Source organism: Ramlibacter sp. P4_H7, from assembly GCF_056400765.1.
In genome coordinates, this window is record NZ_JBFUKP010000024.1 from 1 (window position 1) to 21305 (window position 21305).

The window sequence follows — 21305 nt, forward strand, 5'->3', positions numbered from 1 at the left end:
CCGGTGATCATGTTCTTCACGTAGTCGGCGTGGCCGGGGCAGTCCACGTGCGCGTAGTGGCGCGCCTTGGTCTCGTACTCCACGTGCGCGGTGTTGATCGTGATGCCGCGCGCCTTTTCTTCCGGCGCCGCGTCGATCTGGTCGTACGCCTTGGCTTCGCCGCCGAACTTGGCCGACAGCACCGTGGTGATCGCCGCCGTCAGCGTCGTCTTGCCATGGTCCACGTGGCCGATGGTGCCCACGTTGACGTGCGGCTTCGTGCGCTCGAACTTACCTTTTGCCATTGAGAAATCTCCGATAAAGAGCAATGCCCGTGTTGGGTTTTACGTCTGCATCCGGCTGCTGGTTCCCCCGCCACGGGCAGCGGGGGAGCGTCGGATCGCAGACAGGAACGAGAACGAGGCGGCACCGGCCACCCCGTCGCTCTGCGTTTACTTCGAGCGGGCCGCGATGATCGTCTCGGCGACGTTCTTCGGAGCTTCGCTGTAGTGCTTGAACTCCATCGTGTAGGTAGCGCGGCCTTGCGACATCGAGCGCAGGGTCGTCGAGTAGCCGAACATTTCAGCCAGCGGGACCTCGGCCTTGATGACCTTGCCGCCGCCGGGCATGTCGTCCATGCCCTGCACCATGCCGCGGCGGGACGACAGGTCGCCCATCACGTTGCCGGCGTAGTCTTCCGGGGTCTCGACTTCCACCGACATCATCGGCTCGAGGATCACCGGCTGGGCCTTCTTGGCGCCTTCCTTGAAACCGAAGATGGCGGCCATCTTGAACGCCAGTTCGTTCGAGTCGACGTCGTGGTAGGAACCGAAGTGCAGCGTGACCTTCACGTCCACCACCGGGTAACCAGCCAGCACGCCCTGCGTCACGGCTTCGTTGATGCCCTTTTCCACCGCGGGAATGAATTCGCGCGGAACCACGCCGCCCTTGATGGCGTCGACGAACTGGATGCCCTTGCCCGCCTCGTTCGGCTCGAGCTTGAGCACGACGTGGCCGTACTGGCCCTTGCCGCCCGACTGGCGCACGAACTTGCCTTCCGCGTCTTCGACGGTGCGGCGGATGGTTTCGCGGTAAGCGACCTGCGGCTTGCCCACGTTGGCTTCAACGCCGAATTCCCGCTTCATGCGGTCGACGATGATTTCCAGGTGCAGCTCGCCCATGCCGGCGATGATGGTCTGGCCCGATTCCTCGTCGGTGCGGACGCGGAAGGACGGGTCTTCGGCGGCCAGGCGGTTCAGGGCGATGCCCATCTTTTCCTGGTCGACCTTGGTCTTCGGCTCGACGGCCTGCGCAATCACCGGCTCCGGGAACACCATGCGCTCGAGCATGACGATCGAAGACGGGTCGCACAGCGTTTCGCCGGTCGTGACGTCTTTCAAGCCCACGCAGGCGGCGATGTCGCCGGCGCGGATTTCGTCGACTTCCATGCGGTTGTTGGCGTGCATCTGCACGATCCGGCCGATCCGCTCTTTCTTGCCGCGGATCGGGTTGTACACGCTGTCGCCCTTGGACAGCACGCCCGAGTACACGCGCACGAAGGTGAGCTGGCCCACGAACGGGTCGGTCATCAGCTTGAACGCCAGCGCCGAGAACTTCTCGTTGTCGTCGGCCTTGCGGGTGACGGGCTGCTCGTCCTCGTCCGTGCCCTTCACCGGGGGGATGTCCACCGGCGACGGCATCAGCTCGATGACGGCGTCGAGCATGCGCTGCACGCCCTTGTTCTTGAAGGCGGTGCCGCACAGCATCGGCTGGATCTCGCCGGCGATGGTGCGCGTGCGCAGGCCCAGCGTGATCTCTTCCTCGGTGAGGTCGCCCTCTTCGAGGTACTTGTTCATCAGCTCTTCGTTGGCTTCGGCCGCAGCTTCCACCATCTTCTCGCGCCATTCCTTGGCCTGCTCGAGCAGTTCCGCCGGAATGTCGGCGAAGTTGAACTTCATGCCCTGGGAGGCTTCGTCCCAGTAGATGGCCTTCATCTTGCGCAGGTCGACCACGCCGGTGAATTTCTCCTCGGCGCCGATCGGGATCACGATGGGCACGGGGTTGGCCTTCAGGCGGACCTTCATCTGGTCATAGACCTTGAAGAAGTTGGCGCCGGTGCGGTCCATCTTGTTGACGAACGCGAGGCGGGGCACCCGGTACTTGTTGGCCTGGCGCCAGACGGTTTCCGACTGGGGCTGCACGCCGCCCACGGCGCAGTACACCATGCAGGCGCCGTCCAGCACGCGCATGGAACGCTCCACCTCGATGGTGAAGTCCACGTGGCCGGGGGTGTCGATGATGTTGATGCGGTGCTCGGGGAAGGACATGTCCATGCCCTTCCAGAAGCAGGTGGTGGCGGCGGACGTGATCGTGATGCCGCGTTCCTGCTCCTGCTCCATCCAGTCCATGGTGGCGGCGCCGTCGTGCACTTCGCCGATCTTGTGGTTCACACCCGTGTAGAACAGGATGCGCTCGGTCGTCGTCGTCTTGCCGGCGTCGATGTGCGCCGAGATACCGATGTTGCGGTAGCGCTCGATAGGCGTTTTGCGGGCCATGATGAGTCTTTCTGTCAAAGGGCACAGGCCCGCTCGTGGCGGGCCCGTACCGGTAGATGGGGACGGACTTTAGAAGCGGAAGTGGCTGAAGGCCTTGTTGGCCTCGGCCATGCGGTGCACTTCGTCGCGCTTCTTCATGGCGCCGCCGCGGCCTTCCGTGGCTTCCATGAGTTCGTTGGCCAGGCGCAGGGCCATGGACTTCTCGCCGCGCTTCTTGGCGGCTTCCTTGATCCAGCGCATCGACAGGGCGAGGCGGCGGACCGGGCGCACTTCGACCGGCACCTGGTAGTTGGCGCCGCCGACGCGGCGGGACTTCACTTCGACCATGGGCTTCACGTTGGCGATGGCCATCGTGAACGCTTCCAGCGGGTCACGGCCCGGGTTCTTCTTCTCGATCTGCTCGAGGGCACCGTAGACGATGCGCTCGGCGACCGCCTTCTTGCCGCCTTGCATGATGACGTTCATGAACTTGGCGAGCTCGACATTGCCGTACTTGGGATCCGGCAGGATTTCACGCTTAGGGACTTCGCGACGACGTGGCATTTCAAACCTCTCACTTTGCTTCAGTTGGCCGGGTCTTGCGACCGGCCGCGGGAGCCATCAGGACATCCCACTTACTCGACCCGACAGTGGGTCACTACGCTGGTTCAGCCTGCCAGGGCCGAACGAGCACCGACAAACCAGGACCGGCTTCTCAGGCCTTCTTCGGGCGCTTGGCGCCGTACTTGGAACGGGACTGCTTGCGATCCTTGACGCCTTGCAGGTCAAGCGATCCGCGGACGATGTGGTAACGCACACCGGGCAGGTCCTTCACGCGGCCGCCGCGCACCAGGACCACGGAGTGTTCCTGGAGGTTGTGGCCTTCGCCGCCGATGTAGGAGATGACTTCGAACCCGTTGGTCAGGCGCACCTTGGCGACCTTGCGCAGGGCCGAGTTCGGCTTCTTCGGCGTCGTGGTGTACACACGGGTGCACACGCCCCGGCGCTGGGGGCTGTTCTGCATCGCGGGGCTCTTGGATTTGGTCTTTTCGACCTCCCGCCCCTGACGCACGAGCTGGTTGATGGTTGGCATTGAGAAAACGTCCCTAAACGTTCGTGAAACTGGCTGCCGCGGTTGCGGCAAACGGAAAAGGCTCACCCGCCCCAAATTGCGGGAAAGCCCGCGAGTATATCCCGGCGGGGGAAAACCCTCAAGCGGCGGGGCTCGGTCGGACGCCTGTCACTTGATCCAGAGCCGGATGGCGTCCCAGGCACGGCCGAAGATGCCGGCCTGCTCCACGGGCTGCAGCGCCACCAGCGGCACCTCGCGCAGCAGCTGGTCGCCCGCCGTGATCTTGAGCGTGCCGACCTGCTGGCCCTTGGTGAAGGGCGCCACCAGCGGGTCCGGCCGCACCACCTGGGTCTTGATCCGGGAGGCGGTGCCGGCCGGCACCGCCAGCACGATCGGCTGGGTCTGGCCGAGCTTGACGGTCTTTTCGGCGCCCTTCCAGACCTGCGGCTCCAGCACCGGCTGGTTGGCGTCGAAGAGCCTCAGGCCTTCGTAGGCCGTGTAGCCCCAGTTCAGCAGTTTCTGCGCCTCGTTGGCGCGGGCCACCTCGCTGTTGGCTCCCAGCACGATCGCCACCAGCCGGCGGCCGGGAAGGTTGGGAAAGTCGCGCCTGGCCGTGGCGACCATGCAGTAGCCGGCCGCCGCGGTGTGCCCCGTCTTGAGGCCGTCCACCGTCGGGTCGCGGAACAGCAGCAGGTTGCGGTTGGTGTCGTTGGCCGTCGGCGTGCCCTGGTAGCGGAATTTCTGCAGCTTGTAGTAGCCGACGTACTCCGGGAAGTCCTGGATCAGGCGGCTTGCCAGGATGCCCAGGTCGCGCGCCGTGGTGGTGTGGCCCGGCGCCGTCAGCCCTTCCGGGTTCTTGTAGCTGGTGTTTTTCATGCCCAGGACCTTGGCCTGCTGGTTCATGAGTTCCACGAAGTGCTCCGACGTGCCCCCCACGCCCTCCGCCAGCGCCATGGTCGCGTCGTTTCCGGACTGGACGATCATCCCCTTGATGAGGTCCTCCACCGGCACCTGCATCTTGGGGTCGATGAACATGCGCGAGCCCGGCATCTTCCAGGCACGCTGGCTGACCGACAGGGTCTGCTGCAGGCTGATCTTCCGGGCCCGCAGGGCGTCGAAGACGATGTAGGCCGACATCAGCTTGGTGAGGGACGCCGGCTCCACCGGCGCGTCGATCTCGCGGGAGGCGAGGACTTGGTTGGCCGTCACGTCCATCAGCAGGTAGCTGCGGGCGGCCACCTCGGGCGGCTGGGGAACCTGCGCCGCGGCGAACAGGCAGAAAAAGGCCAGCCAAGGCGCGACCAGCGCCTGCATCCATCGGGTTCTCATGCGAGCGAGCGCAGGTGGCGGAGCACCAGGTTTTTGAGGAGGGGCAATTGTCCGTGGAAGAAATGCTCGACCCCCGGAACCACCGTAACGGGGAGTGACTGGGGTCGCGCCCAGTCCAGGGCCGCCGCCAGGGGCACGGTCTCGTCTTTCTCGCCGTGGATGACGAGCGTGCGGTCGTGGCTCTCCGGCGGCAGCGCCGGCACCTGGAAGCGCGAAGCGGCGGTGCCCACCAGCACCAGGGCGCGAACGTCCCGCTCGGCCCACAGGGCCTGCAGCGCCTGTGCGGTCACGAACGCACCGAACGAAAAGCCCGCCAACGCGATCGGCCCCGCCGGGGCGACTTCCCGCACCACGGCCTGCAGGTCCACCGCCTCGCCGCGGCCTTCGTCGTGGACGCCTTCGCTGCTTCCGACGCCACGGAAGTTGAAGCGCACCGCGGTCCAGCCGCATTGCACGAAGGCCCGCGCCAGCGTCTGCACCACCTTGTTGTCCATCGTGCCGCCGAACAGCGGGTGCGGATGCGCGATCACCGCGACGCCGTGCGGCGTGCCCTCCGGCTGGTCGCGCAACGCCTGCACGCGGCCGGCGGGTCCTGCCAGCGAAAGTCGCTCGGTCTGTGCGTTCATGCGGCCCTCTCCTCCAGGCTCGACGAGAGGAGGACGGGAGCGCCTTCCGGCAACCCCTCGGCGCTCATCGGCCGAGGTGCGGCGGCGTGAGCAGGCGCTCCACCACCTTGCCGTCCTTCAGGTGCGACTCGACGATCTCGTCGATGTCCTTCTCGTCCACGTAGGTGTACCAGACGCCCTCCGGGTAGACGACCGCGACCGGCCCGGCCGCACAGCGATCCAGGCAACCCGACTTGTTCACGCGCACCTTGCCGGGACCCGCCAGCCCCTGCGACTTGACCTGCGCCTTGCAGCGGTCGAACGCGGCCTGCGCATCGTGGTCGGCGCAGCAGGCCTCGCCGTTGTCCCGCTTGTTCAGGCAGAAGAAGATGTGGTGGCGGTAGTACGGGGACGGCGCGGTCATGCCGGAATTGTAGGAGTCCGCTCCGGCTGGGAGACCCGCACCAGCACATACACCAGCACCACATAAGGCCAGAGCCATCCCAGCCACTGGACGATCCCGTTGAAGCGGATGAACCGCCCCTGCTCCCACGCCTGCAGCGTGTCGGCGAAATAGGCGCTGGCCGGCGCCTGGTTCAACACGCTCAGGTGGACCACCAGCGCCAGCAGCAGCATCGCCGCGCAGCCGCGGCGCGGGATCGCGAGCATCAGCAACGCCAGCAGCAGCCCGAACAGCAGCCCCAGGCGCACCGGCAGGCTCAGCCAGGCCCAGGCGTGCGCGGGACCCCAGCTGAGCGCCGCGGACAACGCCGTGACCGCGGTACCCAGCGCCACCACCCCCACCGCGAACGCCGCACGCTTTCCGACCGAGCGCAGGATCGTGTAGCCGAGCAGGCAGGGAATGAAGGCGCCCAGGGCCACGCACAGCAGCTCCGCGGCCGGCACCAGCGGCTGCAACTCCACGTCGCGCACCGGCAGCCACTCGAGGAAGGGGGTTTCCTGCAGCCATTCGGCGATCGCGCTCTCGAGGCGTTCCATCACCTGGCCGAGGCCCAGCGGCACCGCCGCCGGGAACAGCAAGGCGAACGGCCAGAGTGCCAGCAGCACCAGCGCGCCGCGCGCCTGCGGGATGAACCAGCGCTCGCGAAAGCGGCTCCAGCGGTCGATCGCGCCGCCCAGCTCCAGGCCGGTGGCGACCACGGCGCCGATGATCGCCCCCGCCGCGTTCAGCGCGAAGTCCACGTTGGAGGCGACGCGGGACGGCAGGTAGTTCTGCAGGGCCTCCATGCACAGCGACAGCGTCGTGCCGGCGAGGCCCGCGACGAGGATGGCGGCCAGGTTGGGATGCGAGGCAAAGTAGCGCACGTTGCCGCGCCGCATGAAACTGAGCGCCAGCAGGAATCCCAGCGGCACGTAACCCAGCACGTTCGCCATCAGGTCGAAGCCGGTCCAGTACCTCGGCCAGCCCGCGAACAGGAAGTCCCATGGCGGGATTTCCTGGTCGCGCCAGCCCGTGAAAGGGTACAGGCTGGCGTAGACGATCAGCCCGACATAGGCACCCGACAGCGGCCACGCCGACGTCTTGTGCATGTCAGAAGGGCTTGACCACCACGAGGATCGCCGCGGCGACCAGGAACAGCACGGGCAACTCGTTGAACCAGCGGAACCACTGGTGGCTGCGTTGGCTGCCGCCATCGGCGAGCTTGCGCAGGATCCGTGCGCACGCATGGTGGTACCCGACGATGAGCACCACGACCAGCAGCTTGGCGTGCATCCAGCCGGCGCCGCGGCCGATGCCGTAACCCAGCCAGAGCCAGAGCCCGAGGGCGAGCGCGGGGACGGCGATCAGCGTCATGAAGCGCAGCAGCTTGCGCGCCATCAGGACCAACCGCTCGCGCTCGGCCACCGATCCCGCCGGCACCATCGCGATATTCACGAAGATCCGCGGAAGGTAGAACAGGCCCGCGAACCAGCTGGCCACGAACACGATATGGAAAGCCTTGATCCAGAGCATGCGCGGAGTGTACGGACCGGGGCGGGCTCGGGTTGTGGGCTCCCCCTCGGCGCCGCGGCCAAAAAAAAGCCCCAGCTCCTGCGAGCCGGGGTCGGAAGCCTTTTTGCTGTCACACATCAAGGCGCCCGCTCAGGGAGGAAAAGCGGGGGGCAGCAAGCTGCCCACGGCTAATTTAGCAGCGCGCGGCTGGGCTTTCAAGCATAAAGTCTTAAGTTCCCTGACGTGGGCGCTCGGCGATGGGGCACAATTTTCGCCATGACCTTCTACGCCCCTTACCCCCAAGGGCGCCCACGCCGGCTGCGGCGGGACGCGTTCACGCGCAACCTGGTGCGCGAACATGCCGTCACTCCCAACGACCTGATCTACCCGGTGTTCGTCCTGGACGGACAGAAGCAGCGGCAGTCGGTCGCATCGATGCCGGGCGTCGAGCGTCTGAGCCTGGACCTGCTGCTGCCGGTCGCGGAACAGTGCATGAAACTCGGCGTGCCGGCGCTCGCCCTGTTTCCCGTCATCGAAGCGAAGCTGAAGACGCCCGACGGCCGCGAAGCCTGGAACCCCGAAGGTCTGGTTCCCCGCGTGGTGCAGGGGCTGAAGAAGGAATTCCCGGAACTCGGCGTGATGACCGACGTCGCCCTCGACCCCTTCACCAGCCACGGCCAGGACGGCCTGCTCGACGAGACCGGCTACATCCTCAACGACGAGACCGTCGAAGTGCTGGTGAAGCAGGCCCTGACCCAGGCGCAGGCCGGCGTGGACATCGTCGCGCCTTCCGACATGATGGACGGCCGCATCGGCGCGATCCGCAGCGCCCTCGAGGCAGGGCGGCACATCCACACGCGGATCATGGCGTACAGCGCCAAGTACGCGAGCGCCTTCTACGGGCCGTTCCGCGATGCCGTCGGTTCGTCGTCCAACCTGGGCAAGAGCAACAAGAAGGTCTACCAGATGGACCCGGGCAACACGGACGAGGCCCTGCGCGAAGTGGCGATGGACCTGGCCGAAGGCGCGGACATGGTGATGGTCAAGCCGGGCATGCCTTACCTGGACATCGTGCGCCGGGTGAAGGACGAATTCCGCGTGCCCACCTTCGCCTACCAGGTCTCGGGGGAATACGCGATGCTGAAAGCGGCCGCGGCCAACGGCTGGCTGGACCACGACCTGGTGATGATGGAAAGCCTGCTGGCGTTCAAGCGGGCCGGCGCCGACGGCGTGCTGACGTATTTCGCGCTGGACGCCGCGCGCATGTCGCGCGCCTGAGGCAAGGCATTGAGCCCCGCCGCGCTGAAGCCCCCCCACCTGGCTCCCCTGGAAGGCGTCGCAGCCGTCCAGCGGCGCACCGGAGCCTGAGCGTGCAGATCGTCGAATTTGGTGCCGGCACGCTGCGCTTCCTGGACCACCTCCCGCAGCGCGCTCCCGAAGGCGGCTTCATCTGGATCTACCTCGAACGCGAGCACCTGGAGCAGGACCTGCCGGTGCTGCAGCGGGCGGCCACCACGCTCGGCGGCTCGCCGCTGCTCGACCTGCACGTCAAGGACCTGGGCAACCGATCGCATCCTTCGCACTACGACTACACCTCGGTGTACGACCTGGTGATCTTCCGCCGCCTCGCCACGGAAGCGGAAGTGCGCGCGGAGCTGGGCGAGGCGCACCTGGCCAAGGACGCCGCGCTCGCGAGCTTCAGCCACATCCGCACCCGCCCGGTCGGTTTCGTGGTGTTCGACCGGCTGCTCGTCACGGTGCACCCGGCCGGGTGCTTCGCGGCCCGCACTTTCATCGATCGCTACCTGCAGGACGCGGTCCAGAACGAACGGCTCAGCGCCTCCGCCCGCAGCCGCCTGCCGGCCAGTGCCGCGGACCTGATGCTGCGCATGTTGAACCTCATGGTCGACAGCTATCTGGAGCTGCGCAAGGTGCTCAGCACCGAGCTGGACCACTGGCAGCAGACATTGCTCGCGCCGAGGCAGCACAGCGACGCCGACTGGGGCGCGCTGATGACGGCGCGCAATGCGCTGCACATGTTGCAGGACCTGTGCGAAGAGCAGAACGATGCCATGCAGGAGTGGCTGGATGCGCAGCGCGAGCAGCCGCCGCCCTGGATGACGCAGCAGGAGCGCGACGGCCTGCTGGCCCGCGCGCGCGACGTGGTGGAGCACATCCAGCGTGTCACCCACCACGTGCACCGCATGGAGCAGAGCGCCGAGACCGCGGTGCAGATCCATTTTTCCGCCGTCGGCAACCGCACCAACGACATCATGCGCACGCTGACGGCGCTCACCGCCATCTTCCTGCCGCTGAACCTGATCGCGGGCATCTTCGGCATGAATTTCGAGCTGCTGCCGCTGATTCACCAGGCCGCGGGATTCTGGTGGACGCTGGGGGCGATGGGCTTCATCGCGGTCGTGCTCGGGATCGTCTTCTGGCGCAAGCGCTACCTGGCGCGCGGCGGGCACTGAGATGGTCACCGGCAACAACGCGGGGCATGCGCATTCGAACTACCGCAAGGCGCGCAGCGGCGCCGACGTCACGCGCGAGAACGTGCAGGCGATGCGCAAGCTGGAGGAGCTCGCCGTCGCCCAGCGCACGGTCGCGGACCGCGTGGCGGAATTCGTGGCGAAGTTCTGCGGCAGCATCGTCTTCGTGTGGCTCCACGTCGTCGGGTTCGCAGCGTGGATCGGCTGGAACGTGCTGCCCAGGCTGCCGCACTTCGACCCGTACCCGTTCACCTTCCTCACCCTGTGCGTGTCGCTGGAGGCGATCTTCCTGTCGTCGTTCATCCTGATCTCCCAGAACTACGAGATGCGCATCACCGAGCGGCGCAACCAGCTGGACCTGCAGATCAACCTGCTGGCGGAACAGGAAAACACCAAGATGCTGCAGCTGCTGGACCGAATGGCCCGGAAGATGGGCCTCTACGAGGAGGACGATCCCGAGATCCAGGTGCTGGAGCAGGCCACGCGGCCGGAGACGCTCGCGCGCCAGATCGAGGACGCCTTCCGCGAGCAGACCGGCCAGTCCCCGATCGGCAAGGAGAACCACAAGGACCGCAAGTGATCCTGGTCGGCTGCGCCGGCTGGAGCCTGCCGCGCGCGGTCCAGCAGGCGTTCGGCGCGGGCGACAGCCATCTCGCGCGCTACGCCACCCGCTTTCCCGCGACCGAGATCAACTCCTCCTTCCATCGCCCGCACCGACGAGCCCTGTACGAGAAATGGGCGGCGGCGGTCCCGAGGGATTTCCGCTTCTGCGCGAAGCTGCCGAAGACGATCACCCACGAGCGGCGCCTGGCCGGCTGCGAAGCACCGCTCGATGAGTTCCTGGCGCAGGCCGGCGGCCTCGGCCCGCGGCTCGCCTGCCTGCTGGTGCAGCTGCCCCCCAGCTTCGAATTCGACGCGCGCCTGGCCGGGACCTTCCTGGCCTTGGTGCGCGACCGGTTCGCAGACGGGCTGGCACTGGAGCCGCGCCATGCGAGCTGGTTCAGCCCGGAGGCGGACGCGCTGCTTCGCGCGCACGAGGTCGCGCGAGTGCTGGCCGATCCCGTTCGCCACGAGGCCGGCCGCTGGCCTGGCGGCTGGCCAGGGCGCGTGTACCTGCGCCTGCACGGATCGCCCCGGATGTACTACTCGTCGTACGAAACCACGCTGCTGCAGGCCCTGGCCGACCGCCTGCTGCAGGCGCAGGCCGATGGCGCGGAGGTCTGGTGCATGTTCGACAACACGGCGTCGGGCGCCGCCGCCGGCGATGCGCTGCAGCTGCAGCGGCTGCTAGAAGTACGGCGCTGAAAGCTGCTCGGCAGCGAACACGCGCTGCACGGCCGGGCGCTCGCTCATGCGCTGCAGGTACGGACCCAGGTGGGCGAGGTCCCTGGCCTTGCGGCCCTGGAAGTTGCGCGTCCAACGGCCCAGGGTGAACACGTACGCATCCAGTGCGCTGAACTCCCGGCCCAGGATCCAGGGTCCGCCGTGGCCCGCGAGCAGCGCATCGAGCTGGTCGAGCAGTCCGGAGATCTTCGCCTGTGCGCGTGCCTTCACCTGCGCCGCACCCTCTGCATTGCCGTCCTCCACCCAACGCTCGGGATAGAAGTAGACGATCAGCGTGGACTGCAGCGTGTTCGTGCACCACATGAGCCACTTGTAGAAGTGCGCCCTCGCGGCGGTTCCCAGGTCGGGCGCGAGCTTCGCTTGCGGGTGCGTGTCGCACAGGTGGAGCAGGATCGCCGCGGTCTCGTACAGCACGAGGTCGCCGTCGGTGAGCACCGGGATCAGCCCGTTCGGATTGAGCTTCAGGTAAGCCGGCTCCTTGTGCCGGTTCTGCGAGCGGTCGACCAGCACCCGTTCGTAGGCGACGCCGAGTTCCTCCAGCACGATGTGCGGAATCATCGCCGCGCTGCTCGGGTGGTAGTGAAGTTGGATGGACATGGGCAGCCTCCTCGCCGCGGCCGTGACACTACACTAACCGCACACAACAATGACAGGACCGCCGATGCGCAGAGGCCCGATTCCTTCGAGCCTGTTCCCCCTTCTCCTGGCGGCCGCGACCGGATCCGCCGCCGCCCAAGCCGCCGCCGAACCTCCTGCGCGCATCTTCGACAGCGTGGCGCTGTACGCCGGCCAGGGCGTGGACCTCAACCTGCGCGAACTGCCGGGGGCGGTGCTGCGGGGCGACCTGCACAGGGAGTCTTCCTATTTCGTCAGCCTGGGACTGGGCAAGGTGTGGGGCACCCTCGGCGGCAGCGTCGAGGCGCTGCGCGGCAGCTTCGTGGAGAACGTCCGGCACGGCTACGAGGTGGTGCTGGTGCAGCACCACGGCCTGCAGGACAACTTCGAACTGGGCGCCGCGTACCTGCTGCGCTCGCCCGATCTCGCCCTCGGGCACCTGCGCGTCAACGCGGCCGGCGGCGCGGGCCTGTCGCACGCCTTCGGCACGCCCAGCTACGAGGACGGCCCGGCCGGCGACCCTGAACGCCGCTACCGCACCCAGCTGCTGATCCTGCTGGAGGCGGAGTGGAGCTGGGATTCGTTGCCGCAGGTCGCGCTGGTGACGCGCGTCCACCACCGTTCGGGGGCCTACGGGACGATCGCGCCCTCGGGCGTGGGCTCGAACTTCGTGGCGGCGGGGCTGCGCTACCGCTTCTGAGAATTCAAGGTTGCTTCAGGCCGAACAGGGCGGCGCCGTTGTCCCAGGCGATGCGGCGGCCGACGTCGGCCGGCAGGTCCCCGAGCCAGGTGCGGTAGCCCTTCATGGTGTCGTCGTAGGACTGCCAACGCTGGTTGATCCACGTGTCGGAGCCGATGAGAAAACGCGTCGGGTATTTCAGCAGCAGCTGCCGCCATTCCGGGCAAAGCTTGCCGTCTTCGCAGGTCAGCCCCGGACGGTACGAGAGCTCGCCCATGAGGCGCGGATAGCGCGCCAGCAGCTGGTCCACCCGCGCCACCGGGGCGCCGCCGATGCCGGTATGCGCCCAGATCAGGCGCAGCTTCGCGCCCTTCGACGGCGTGTGGGCCATCAGCAGGTCGATGGCCGCATCGTCCACGTGCGCGAGCACCGCCAGGTCCTTCTCTTCGGCCAGCGCCATCAGCTTGCGCGCCACCGCTCCGTTGGCGTTGGCCGATTCGTAGAGGTGGAATTCGCCCAGGCCGCGGTAGGGGCCGGCGGCCGTGCCCCGCGCCAGTTCCGCCTGCACCATCTCGTGGATGCTCTCGTCGCGGAACCAGCTGGTGTAGTCCGCGCGGTTGCGGTACAGGCGCACGAACGGCACGACGGTGACCCCGGCCTGGCGGGTCTCCGGCGCCTGGGCCAGCGACTTCGTGCCCTCGTTCGGCCGCGAGTTGGCGATGATCGCGCGCACGCCGTTGCGCTGCATGCGCGCGAGCACGTCGGGCAGCGGGTGCGGCCCCTCTCTGCCGTTGGACGCCTCCTCGTTGTAGTGCAGGTGGGCGTCGAACAGCGGCCCGCCGTAGTCCGCGGCCGTCGCCGCCGTGGCGAGGCATGCGACCAGGGCGAGCAGGCCGCGCATCAGCCGACGTGCTTGGCGAAGAAGGCCAGTGCGCGCTCGCGCGCGAGCTTCGCGGCGTCGGCGTTGTAGGAAGCCCGGTGGTCGCAGTTGAAGCCGTGGTTGGCGTGGTAGACGTGCACCTCGACCTCGGGATGCGCCTTCTTGAAGGCCTCCACGCTTTCCAGCGAGATCCAGTGGTCCTGGTCGCCGAAGTTCGCGAGCACCGGGCACTTGGGCTTGCGCGCGATTTCGTCCGGCGTCGTCACGCCGCCGCCGTAATACGGGACGGCCGCGCTGAGGCCGCTGAGGGTGCAGGCAGCGCGCCAGGTCAGCAGGCCGCCGTAGCAGTAGCCGACGATGCCCACCTTGCCCGCTTGCAATGCGTGCCGGATCGCGGCCTGGATGTCCTGCATCGCGCCCGGCGACGGCAGCGCCTCGGTCGCCGTCTTCAGCGCCATGCCGGCGGCCATGTCGTCGGCTTCGTAGCCCAGTTCCACGTTGGGCTTCACGCGGTGGAAGATGGCCGGCGCCACCGCCAGATAGCCCTGTTCGGCGTAGCCATCGGCCACCGCGCGGATGTGCGCGTTGACGCCGAAGATCTCCTGGATCACGACGATGCCGCCCTTGGCTGTCCCTTTGGGCTGGGCGACGTAGGCAGGGATGGCCTGGCCATCGGCGGCCTGGAGGTCTGTGAATTGGCCCATGTGACGGTCTCCTGATTGGTGGTCGGAATGCGGGGAGGGCCGAGCTTCCCCCATCCGCCCCGCCCGCGTCAATCCGGATCGCTTTTGGTCTAATGGCGGCTCGCCGCAGGCAGCGCGGCCGTGGAGAGCGACGTGGACGAGGTTCTGTTGGTGACCGGCGGCAGCCGCGGCATCGGCGCGGCGACGGCGGTGCTGGCCGCCCGCAAGGGTTACGCCGTGGCGGTCAACTACGCCCGCGGCGAAGCCGCTGCGCAGGAAGTGGTGCGCACCATCCGCGCCGCCGGCGGCCGCGCCGAGGCGGTGCAGGGCGACGTGGCCGACGAGGCGCAGGTACTGGCCCTGTTCGCGGAAGTGGACGGCAGGCTCGGTCGGATCACGGCGCTGGTGAACAACGCCGGCATCGTCGACCGCGCCGCCCGCGTGGACGAGATGGACCTGCAACGGCTCAAGCGCATGTTCGACATCAACGTGATCGGCAGCATCCTTTGCGCGCGCGAAGCGGTCAGGCGCATGAGCACGCGGCACGGCGGGCGCGGCGGCGCCATCGTCAACGTGTCGAGCGCCGCGGCGCGGCTGGGCGCTCCCGGCCAGTATGTGGACTACGCCGCGTCCAAGGGAGCCATCGACACCTTCACCATCGGCCTGGCCAAGGAGGTCGCGGCCGAGGGCATCCGCGTGAACGCCGTGCGGCCGGGGCTGATCGAGACCGAGATCCATGCATCGGGCGGACTGCCCAACCGCGTGCGCGACCTGGCGCACCTGGTGCCGATGCAGCGCGGCGGCAGCGCCCAAGAGGTGGCGGAGGCGATCGTCTGGCTGCTGTCGCCCGAGGCCAGCTACACCACCATGTCGCTGCTGGATGTCTCGGGAGGGCGCTGATGGCCATCACCCTCTACTGGGAAGACCTGCAGCCCGGCTCGGTGCGTGAACTCGGCACCACCTCCGTGAGTGCCGAGGAGATCAAGGAGTTCGCCGGCCGCTACGACCCGCAGCCTTTCCACGTGGACGAGGAGGCCGGTCGCCGCTCGCTGTTCGGCGGCCTGTGCGCCAGCGGCTGGCAGACCTGCGCCCTGGCGATGCGGCTGACGGTCGACCACCTGCTGAAGGATTCGGCCAGTCTCGGTTCGCCCGGGCTGGAGAGCCTCAAGTGGCTCAAGCCGGTGTTTCCCGGCGATCAGCTCTCGCTGCGCCACACGACGCTGGAGTCGCGCGCCCTGCGCAAGCGGCCCGCCGTGGGCATGGTGCGATCACGCTGGGAACTGTTCAACCAGGACGGCGACAAGGTGCTGGAGATGGACGGCTACGGCTTCTTCGGTCGCCGCCACCCGGCCACGCCGCAAGAGCTTGCCGCCATCGACGCGGAACGCGCGGCAGGCTGATGGAATTCAAGCCGCTGATCACCTTGCTGGCCATCGTCAACCCGCTGGCGATCGTCCCTTTCTTCATCCACTACACCGAGGGGCTCGCGCCCGAGCACCAGCGCCGCACGATCTGGGTGTCGTCCTTCACCGCCTTCGTCGTGATCGCGGCCAGTGCGCTGCTGGGCGTCGGCATCCTGGAATTCTTCGGCATCTCGCTGGCCAGCTTCCAGGTGGGCGGCGGCATGCTGCTGCTCATCAGCGCACTGAACATGCTCAATGCCAAGCCGGCGGAAGTGAAGCCCGCCAGCAATGAGATGAGCGATGGCGCCGCCAAGGCCGCGATGGGGGCCAGCATCGCGGTGGTGCCGCTGACGATTCCCCTGCTCACCGGTCCCGCCACGATGTCGGCCGTGGTGATCTACGCGGAGCGCGCGAAAACCGTCTGGCAGCTGGTCACGCTGCTCGGCTACGGCGTGGTCATCGGCCTGGTCACCGCCCTGTGCTTCTCGCTGGCGCATCCGATCGCGCGGGTGCTGGGCCGCACCGGCATCAACGTGATGACCCGCCTGATGGGCCTGATCCTGGCGGCCCTGGCAGTCGAGGTGATGGCCAGCGGCCTTGGCAAGCTGTTCCCCATCCTCGGCCGCAGCGCCTTGGTCAACTAGCCCTGGCGACCGCGAAAAGCGTGGAAATCGGGGCGTAGGCCTTCGACTACGCACCGCCCCGCTTGAAACCGACAGAACATCCCTTATCATTAGCACTCGTTGGAGTTGAGTGCTAACAGCGTGAGCTGAGCCCTCCTCCACGCGAGTTAATGAGCGCTAACTTTCATTGGCGCCCTTTCACCACCCCCATGCTTCCATTCAAGGAGATGCAATGAAACTTCGTCCTCTGCACGATCGCGTGATCGTCAAGCGCCTGGAACAAGAAACCAAGACGGCGTCCGGCATCGTGATCCCGGACAACGCCGCCGAAAAGCCGGACCAGGGTGAAGTCCTGGCCGTCGGCCCCGGCCGCAAGAACGACAAGGGCGAAACCATCGCACTGAACGTCGCCGTGGGCGACCGTGTCCTGTTCGGCAAGTACTCGGGCCAGACCGTCAAGGTTGACGGCGACGAGTTGCTGGTCATGAAGGAAGACGACCTGTTCGCCGTGGTCGAGGGCGCTCCCGCCGCCGGCCTGAAGAAGGTCGCCTGATCCAGGCCGCCGTTCCCGACATCCTATTCATCTCACCGAGGTAAAGAACAATGGCTGCTAAAGACGTGGTTTTCGGCGCTGACGCGCGCCACCGCATGGTCGAAGGCGTGAACATCCTGGCCAACGCGGTCAAGGTGACCCTGGGCCCCAAGGGCCGCAACGTGGTGCTCGAGCGCTCCTTCGGCGCCCCCACCGTGACCAAGGACGGCGTGTCCGTGGCCAAGGAAATCGAGCTCAAGGACAAGCTGCAGAACATGGGCGCGCAGATGGTCAAGGAAGTCGCTTCCAAGACCAGCGACATCGCCGGTGACGGCACCACCACCGCCACCGTGCTGGCCCAGTCCATCGTGCGCGAAGGCATGAAGTACGTGGCCGCCGGCATGAACCCGATGGACCTCAAGCGTGGCATCGACAAGGCCGTGCTGGCCCTGACGGAGCAACTGAAGAAGGCCTCCAAGGCGACGACGACCTCCAAGGAAATCGCCCAGGTCGGCTCGATCTCCGCGAACTCCGACGCTTCCATCGGCGACATCATCGCCAAGGCGATGGACAAGGTCGGCAAGGAAGGCGTGATCACGGTCGAAGACGGCAAGAGCCTGGAAAACGAACTCGACATCGTCGAAGGCATGCAGTTCGACCGCGGCTACCTGTCGCCCTACTTCATCAACAACCCGGAAAAGCAGTCCGCGCTGCTCGACAACCCCTTCGTGCTGCTGTACGACAAGAAGGTGTCCAGTATCCGTGACCTGCTGCCCGTCCTGGAGCAGGTGGCCAAGGCTTCGCGCCCGCTGCTGATCATCGCGGAAGAAGTCGAAGGCGAAGCGCTGGCGACCCTGGTGGTCAACACCATCCGCGGCATCCTGAAGGTCGTGGCCGTCAAGGCGCCTGGCTTCGGCGACCGCCGCAAGGCCATGCTGGAAGACATCGCCATCCTGACCGGCGGCAAGGTCATCGCTGAAGAAGTGGGCCTGACGCTCGAGAAGGTGACGCTGGCCGACCTGGGCCAGGCCAAGCGCATCGAAGTGGGCAAGGAAAACACCACCATCATCGACGGCTCCGGCGCCGCTGGCGACATCGAAGCGCGCGTCAAGCAGATCCGCGTCCAGATCGAGGAAGCCACCAGCGACTACGACCGCGAGAAGCTGCAAGAGCGCGTGGCCAAGCTGGCCGGCGGCGTTGCGGTGATCAAGGTCGGTGCCGCCACCGAAGTGGAAATGAAGGAAAAGAAGGCGCGCGTGGAAGACGCGCTGCACGCCACCCGCGCTGCCGTGGAAGAAGGCATCGTGGCCGGCGGCGGCGTCGCCCTGCTGCGTGCCCGCCAATCCGCTGGCACGATCAAGGGTGACAACCCCGACCAGGAAGCCGGCATCAAGCTGGTGCTCAAGGCGGTCGAGTCGCCCCTGCGCGAGATCGTGGCCAACGCCGGTGGCGAGCCGTCCGTGGTGGTCAATGCCGTGCTGAACGGCAAGGGCAACTACGGCTTCAACGCCGCCAACGACACCTACGGCGACATGATCGAGATGGGCATCCTGGACCCGACCAAGGTGACCCGCACGGCGCTGCAGAACGCCGCCTCCGTGGCGTCGCTGATGCTGACGACGGAAGCCATGGTTGCCGAAGCGCCGAAGGAAGAAGCTCCTTCCATGGGCGGCGGCGGCATGGGTGGCATGGGCGGCATGGGCGGCATGGACATGTAAGGTCCGCCGGAAACGGGGCGGCGGCAACGCCGCCTCGCTCACCGCAATGAAGAAGGCCGGGACATCCCGGCCTTTTTCTTTTGCGTCGGCGCTGCTGCGCTAGTCTTCCAGCAACCAGTCGGCCAGCTTGCCGGAAGCGGTCCGGGGCAAGGCGCTTCCCAGCCGCAGGGCCTTCGGACGTTCGGGCGGAGTGAGTTCGCGGGCGATCCAGGCGCGCAGGTCCGCGAACAGTTCCGGCTCCGCAGGGGCGTCTTGCGCCGGCACGACGAATGCCTTCAGGCGCGCACCCTCCTCCGGCCGCATCAGCCGCACCGCGGCGTCCCGCACCGACGGATGCCGGCACAGCACGTCGCGCACTCGCGCTGGGAAGACATTGATGCCCGCCACCTGCACGGCCTGGTCGTGGCGTGCGCCGAGCCGGAACATGCGCTCGCCGCAGGGGACCAGTGCATCCGGCAGGGCGACCACCTGCTGTCCGCCGTCGGGCAGCGCACGAACCAGCCACTGCGCATTGGAGCGATCGAAGCTCCAGTACGGAAACAGCGTGTAGGGTTCCGCATGCGAGCGGCGCGCGGCGATGCCCGCCGTCTCGGACGCGCCGTAGATCTGCACCAGCCGATCGAGTCCCGCGCGGAGAACACCTTCGGCCACATCGGCGGGACACGGCCCCGTGGACGTGACGCCGAACACGTCGATCGGCAGCGTCGCAGCGCTGCCCGCGAGCGCGCGCCAGAACTCCGGATGTGCGATGACGAGGTCACCCGGCTGCGCCACACGGGCCAGCCACGCAGGCGTGCCGGTGCGCAGGTCCTGCACCGAGTCCGCGGGGATGCCGAGCTCCTTCGGCAACAGCACGCCGAACAGGAAGCCGTAGATGTGGTGACTGGGAACCGCGCAGAGCACGCGACGTCGCCCCGGAAAATAGCTGGCCAGGTGCTGCACTTCCTGGCGCAGGGTGGCCAGCGCGTGCACGCAGGGCTTGGGCGCGCCCGTGCTGCCCGAGGTTCGGAAGACGAGACGCTCGTCGAAGCGGGCGAGTCCGGCCTGCGCGATGTCCAGCCACTCGCCCAGGGTGCGGCGCGCCAGCAGGTGGTCCTCGATGCCGGACTCGTACAGCTGCAATGCCTCGGCCAGGGCCGAGGCCAGGTTCATGTGTTCGAGCGAGTCGACGCCGAGGTCTGCGTCCAGCCGCAGGTCCTCGCTCCAGCCGGCCGGTGGCGGCACGCTGCTGCGGCGCAGGCGCGCCAGTTCGTCGGCGAGCATGTCTGCGACGAAGCGGCGCAGCACGGCGCGCGGCTCCCACCAAGGCTGCATCACAGGCGCTTGACGAAGATCCAGTAGCTGTCGTCGCTGATCGCCTTCTTCATGTGGATCTTCACCTTGGTCGGCGACATGTTGTAGTCGAAGACGTACTCGAACATGGTGTTCAGGTTGCCTTCGCGCACGCCCTTGTCGAACAGACCCTTGAAGGCGGGCGTGCTGGTGCAGGGCGCCACCTCGCGGAAGAAGTTCCTGCCGATCACCGCCTTCGCATCGCGCCCGGTGATGCCGGCTTCCGCGGCGTTGTACTGGAGGATCGTCCCTTTTCCGTCGAGCTGCACCGCGCCGAAGGCGAGCTGGTCGACCTCCTTCGCCGACAGCCGTGACAGCACGTTGTCGATGTCGTCCTTGCCGAAACCGACGATGTTGAGCGAACTGGGCATCTTCTTTCCTGTGTCGTATGACAAAAAGGAAAGTTTATGAAAGGCGAATCGGAATTCGTCCGCCATCGGTCGGCCACGCGCCGCCGCCCGCACGGCGGCGCGCGTCGCCGGCACTTTCGCCTGCCGCGGTTTACCGCGGCAGCGACTCGACCTCGCGGGTCCAGCGGTCCACCAGCCGCTTGCGTTCGGCCGCCTTGCCGAACTTCTCGAAGTCGTACTTGATCAGGCGAACCCCTTCGAGCGACGGGATACGCGGGTCCGGCCGGAAGGTCTTGTTGGCCGGCACCTGCAGGCTGTTGGCGCGGGCGCCGATCTGCTGGCCGGCGGGGCTCATGAGCCAGTCGTAGTAGCGGCGCGCCGCTTCCGGGTTGCGCGCGCCCTTCACCAGGGCAATGCCGCCGATCTCGTAGGGCGTGCCCTCGCAGGGCGCCGCCGCGTAGACGGGAAACTTGTTCGTCAGCCGCTCGTTGTCGAAGCCGAAGATGAAGCTGACGCCGATCGCCACCTCGCCGCGCGCCACGTTGCGCGCCTGCGCCGTGCCGCTGCGCGTGTACTGGGTGACGTTGCGATGCAGCTTCTTCAGGTAGTCGAAGGCCGCGTCCTCGCCCATCAGCTGCACGAGTCCGGCGAGGATCGTGTACCCGGTGCCGCTGGAGGCGGGATGGGAAGTCTCGATCTCGCCCTTGTAGCGGGGGTCGAGCAGGTCCTTCCAGCATTTGGGCGCCGGCAGCTTCTTCTTCCTGAGCACCTCCTCGTTCCAGCCGAAGCCGATGGCGCTGGTGTAAAAGCCGCCGACCTGGTTCTGGCTCATGGCGTACTGGCGCACCGCCCACCCATGCAGGTCGCCCAGGTAGCCGGGCCGGTACGGCTCCAGCAGTCCCACCTCCGCCGCCTGGTAGTACGGGTCGCCCGTGCCGCCCCACCAGAGATCGGTCTTCGGGTTGGAGGCTTCCGCGCGCAGCTGGGCGAGCGCCTCGCCCGTGGGCTTGCGCGTCTGCAGCACGCGGATGCCGGTCGCCTTGCTGAACTCCTGCGCGGCCAGCTCGCACCACGACTGGTCGGTGCTGCAGATCGCATTCACCACGCCCTGCGCCCGCGCCGGCGAGTGCAGCGCGGCCGCCAGGAGGGCGAGCGCGAGCCACGGCTTTCCTTGCATGCCT

25 protein-coding genes are annotated in these 21305 nt (G+C 67.3%); 10 read left to right on the top strand and 15 right to left on the bottom strand.

The features are described from left to right. From AC1DSA_RS23265 to AC1DSA_RS23305, 9 genes are all read right to left on the bottom strand, one after another. Positions 1-284: GTP-binding protein (locus AC1DSA_RS23265; RefSeq protein ID WP_477893280.1), on the bottom strand; the 284-nt coding region annotated here is incomplete at its 3' end. A gap of 147 nt (positions 285-431) precedes the next feature. Continuing rightward, positions 432-2534, bottom strand: a complete 2103-nt coding sequence (gene fusA / locus AC1DSA_RS23270) for an elongation factor G (RefSeq protein WP_477893281.1) — start codon at positions 2532-2534, stop codon at positions 432-434. Positions 2535-2603: 69 nt separating this feature from the next. Continuing rightward, positions 2604-3077, bottom strand: coding sequence for a 30S ribosomal protein S7 (gene rpsG / locus AC1DSA_RS23275; RefSeq protein ID WP_201674570.1), 474 nt, complete (start codon positions 3075-3077; stop codon positions 2604-2606). 151 nt (positions 3078-3228) lie between these two features. After that, positions 3229-3606: a 30S ribosomal protein S12 gene (rpsL, locus tag AC1DSA_RS23280; protein ID WP_017759704.1), complete on the bottom strand. Its 378-nt coding sequence runs from the start codon at positions 3604-3606 to the stop codon at positions 3229-3231. A 147-nt stretch (positions 3607-3753) separates the two neighbouring features. Beyond that, positions 3754-4914, bottom strand: coding sequence for a D-alanyl-D-alanine carboxypeptidase family protein (locus AC1DSA_RS23285; protein WP_477893282.1), 1161 nt, complete (start codon positions 4912-4914; stop codon positions 3754-3756). After that, on the bottom strand, positions 4911-5540 hold the full coding sequence (locus AC1DSA_RS23290) for an alpha/beta hydrolase (RefSeq protein ID WP_477893283.1): 630 nt from the start codon (positions 5538-5540) through the stop codon (positions 4911-4913). The genes AC1DSA_RS23285 and AC1DSA_RS23290 overlap by 4 nt, the downstream gene beginning before the upstream one ends. Before the next feature lie 64 nt (positions 5541-5604). Next, on the bottom strand, positions 5605-5943 hold the full coding sequence (locus AC1DSA_RS23295) for a (2Fe-2S) ferredoxin domain-containing protein (RefSeq protein ID WP_477893284.1): 339 nt from the start codon (positions 5941-5943) through the stop codon (positions 5605-5607). Then, a complete protein-coding gene (locus tag AC1DSA_RS23300) occupies positions 5940-7070 on the bottom strand; it encodes a VanZ family protein (protein WP_477893285.1) in 1131 nt (376 codons plus the stop codon). Before AC1DSA_RS23300 ends, AC1DSA_RS23295 begins: the two co-directional genes overlap by 4 nt. 1 nt (position 7071) lies before the next feature. Further along, a complete protein-coding gene (locus tag AC1DSA_RS23305) occupies positions 7072-7494 on the bottom strand; it encodes a CopD family protein (RefSeq protein WP_477893286.1) in 423 nt (140 codons plus the stop codon). A gap of 255 nt (positions 7495-7749) precedes the next feature. Here AC1DSA_RS23305 and hemB point away from each other — a divergent pair, with 255 nt between their 5' ends. From hemB to AC1DSA_RS23325, 4 genes are all read left to right on the top strand, one after another. Further along, positions 7750-8751, top strand: coding sequence for a porphobilinogen synthase (gene hemB / locus AC1DSA_RS23310; protein ID WP_477893287.1), 1002 nt, complete (start codon positions 7750-7752; stop codon positions 8749-8751). 92 nt (positions 8752-8843) lie between these two features. After that, entirely contained in the window at positions 8844-9947 is a 1104-nt protein-coding gene (locus AC1DSA_RS23315; protein ID WP_477893288.1) for a magnesium transporter CorA family protein, read from the top strand. A gap of 1 nt (position 9948) precedes the next feature. Further along, positions 9949-10545, top strand: a complete 597-nt coding sequence (locus AC1DSA_RS23320) for a DUF1003 domain-containing protein (protein ID WP_477893289.1) — start codon at positions 9949-9951, stop codon at positions 10543-10545. Beyond that, positions 10542-11270 carry a DUF72 domain-containing protein gene (locus tag AC1DSA_RS23325; RefSeq protein WP_477893290.1) on the top strand — a complete coding sequence of 243 codons (729 nt, stop codon included), beginning with the start codon at positions 10542-10544 and terminating at the stop codon, positions 11268-11270. Before AC1DSA_RS23320 ends, AC1DSA_RS23325 begins: the two co-directional genes overlap by 4 nt. On the opposite strand, the gene AC1DSA_RS23330 is transcribed toward AC1DSA_RS23325, so the two are convergent. Then, positions 11253-11906, bottom strand: a complete 654-nt coding sequence (locus tag AC1DSA_RS23330) for a glutathione S-transferase family protein (RefSeq protein ID WP_477893291.1) — start codon at positions 11904-11906, stop codon at positions 11253-11255. The two genes, AC1DSA_RS23325 and AC1DSA_RS23330, sit on opposite strands and share 18 nt — an antisense overlap. A 64-nt stretch (positions 11907-11970) precedes the next feature. Here AC1DSA_RS23330 and AC1DSA_RS23335 point away from each other — a divergent pair, with 64 nt between their 5' ends. After that, on the top strand, positions 11971-12624 hold the full coding sequence (locus AC1DSA_RS23335; RefSeq protein WP_477893292.1) for a hypothetical protein: 654 nt from the start codon (positions 11971-11973) through the stop codon (positions 12622-12624). A gap of 4 nt (positions 12625-12628) precedes the next feature. On the opposite strand, the gene AC1DSA_RS23340 is transcribed toward AC1DSA_RS23335, so the two are convergent. After that, on the bottom strand, positions 12629-13504 hold the full coding sequence (locus AC1DSA_RS23340) for an amidohydrolase family protein (RefSeq protein ID WP_477893293.1): 876 nt from the start codon (positions 13502-13504) through the stop codon (positions 12629-12631). After that, positions 13504-14187: a dienelactone hydrolase family protein gene (locus AC1DSA_RS23345; protein WP_477893294.1), complete on the bottom strand. Its 684-nt coding sequence runs from the start codon at positions 14185-14187 to the stop codon at positions 13504-13506. The genes AC1DSA_RS23340 and AC1DSA_RS23345 overlap by 1 nt, the downstream gene beginning before the upstream one ends. A 132-nt stretch (positions 14188-14319) precedes the next feature. Between AC1DSA_RS23345 and AC1DSA_RS23350 the strand changes: the two genes are divergently transcribed. From AC1DSA_RS23350 to groL, 5 genes are all read left to right on the top strand, one after another. Further along, entirely contained in the window at positions 14320-15066 is a 747-nt protein-coding gene (locus tag AC1DSA_RS23350) for an SDR family oxidoreductase (protein WP_477893295.1), read from the top strand. Continuing rightward, positions 15066-15566 carry a MaoC family dehydratase gene (locus AC1DSA_RS23355; RefSeq protein WP_477893296.1) on the top strand — a complete coding sequence of 167 codons (501 nt, stop codon included), beginning with the start codon at positions 15066-15068 and terminating at the stop codon, positions 15564-15566. Before AC1DSA_RS23350 ends, AC1DSA_RS23355 begins: the two co-directional genes overlap by 1 nt. Next, positions 15566-16213: a MarC family protein gene (locus tag AC1DSA_RS23360; protein ID WP_477893297.1), complete on the top strand. Its 648-nt coding sequence runs from the start codon at positions 15566-15568 to the stop codon at positions 16211-16213. The genes AC1DSA_RS23355 and AC1DSA_RS23360 overlap by 1 nt, the downstream gene beginning before the upstream one ends. Positions 16214-16424: 211 nt before the next feature. Then, positions 16425-16745 carry a co-chaperone GroES gene (gene groES, locus AC1DSA_RS23365; protein WP_477893298.1) on the top strand — a complete coding sequence of 107 codons (321 nt, stop codon included), beginning with the start codon at positions 16425-16427 and terminating at the stop codon, positions 16743-16745. A 50-nt stretch (positions 16746-16795) separates the two neighbouring features. Then, positions 16796-18442, top strand: a complete 1647-nt coding sequence (gene groL / locus AC1DSA_RS23370; RefSeq protein ID WP_477893299.1) for a chaperonin GroEL — start codon at positions 16796-16798, stop codon at positions 18440-18442. Positions 18443-18541: 99 nt separating this feature from the next. Here groL and pcl read toward each other — a convergent pair whose 3' ends face one another. The 3 genes from pcl to AC1DSA_RS23385 form a co-directional block, all read right to left on the bottom strand. Next, positions 18542-19756 carry a 4-coumarate--CoA ligase gene (gene pcl / locus AC1DSA_RS23375; RefSeq protein ID WP_477893300.1) on the bottom strand — a complete coding sequence of 405 codons (1215 nt, stop codon included), beginning with the start codon at positions 19754-19756 and terminating at the stop codon, positions 18542-18544. Further along, positions 19756-20145 carry a photoactive yellow protein gene (gene pyp / locus AC1DSA_RS23380; protein WP_477893301.1) on the bottom strand — a complete coding sequence of 130 codons (390 nt, stop codon included), beginning with the start codon at positions 20143-20145 and terminating at the stop codon, positions 19756-19758. The genes pcl and pyp overlap by 1 nt, the downstream gene beginning before the upstream one ends. Before the next feature lie 130 nt (positions 20146-20275). After that, positions 20276-21301, bottom strand: a complete 1026-nt coding sequence (locus tag AC1DSA_RS23385) for an ABC transporter substrate-binding protein (RefSeq protein ID WP_477893302.1) — start codon at positions 21299-21301, stop codon at positions 20276-20278. Positions 21302-21305 lie beyond the last annotated feature (4 nt).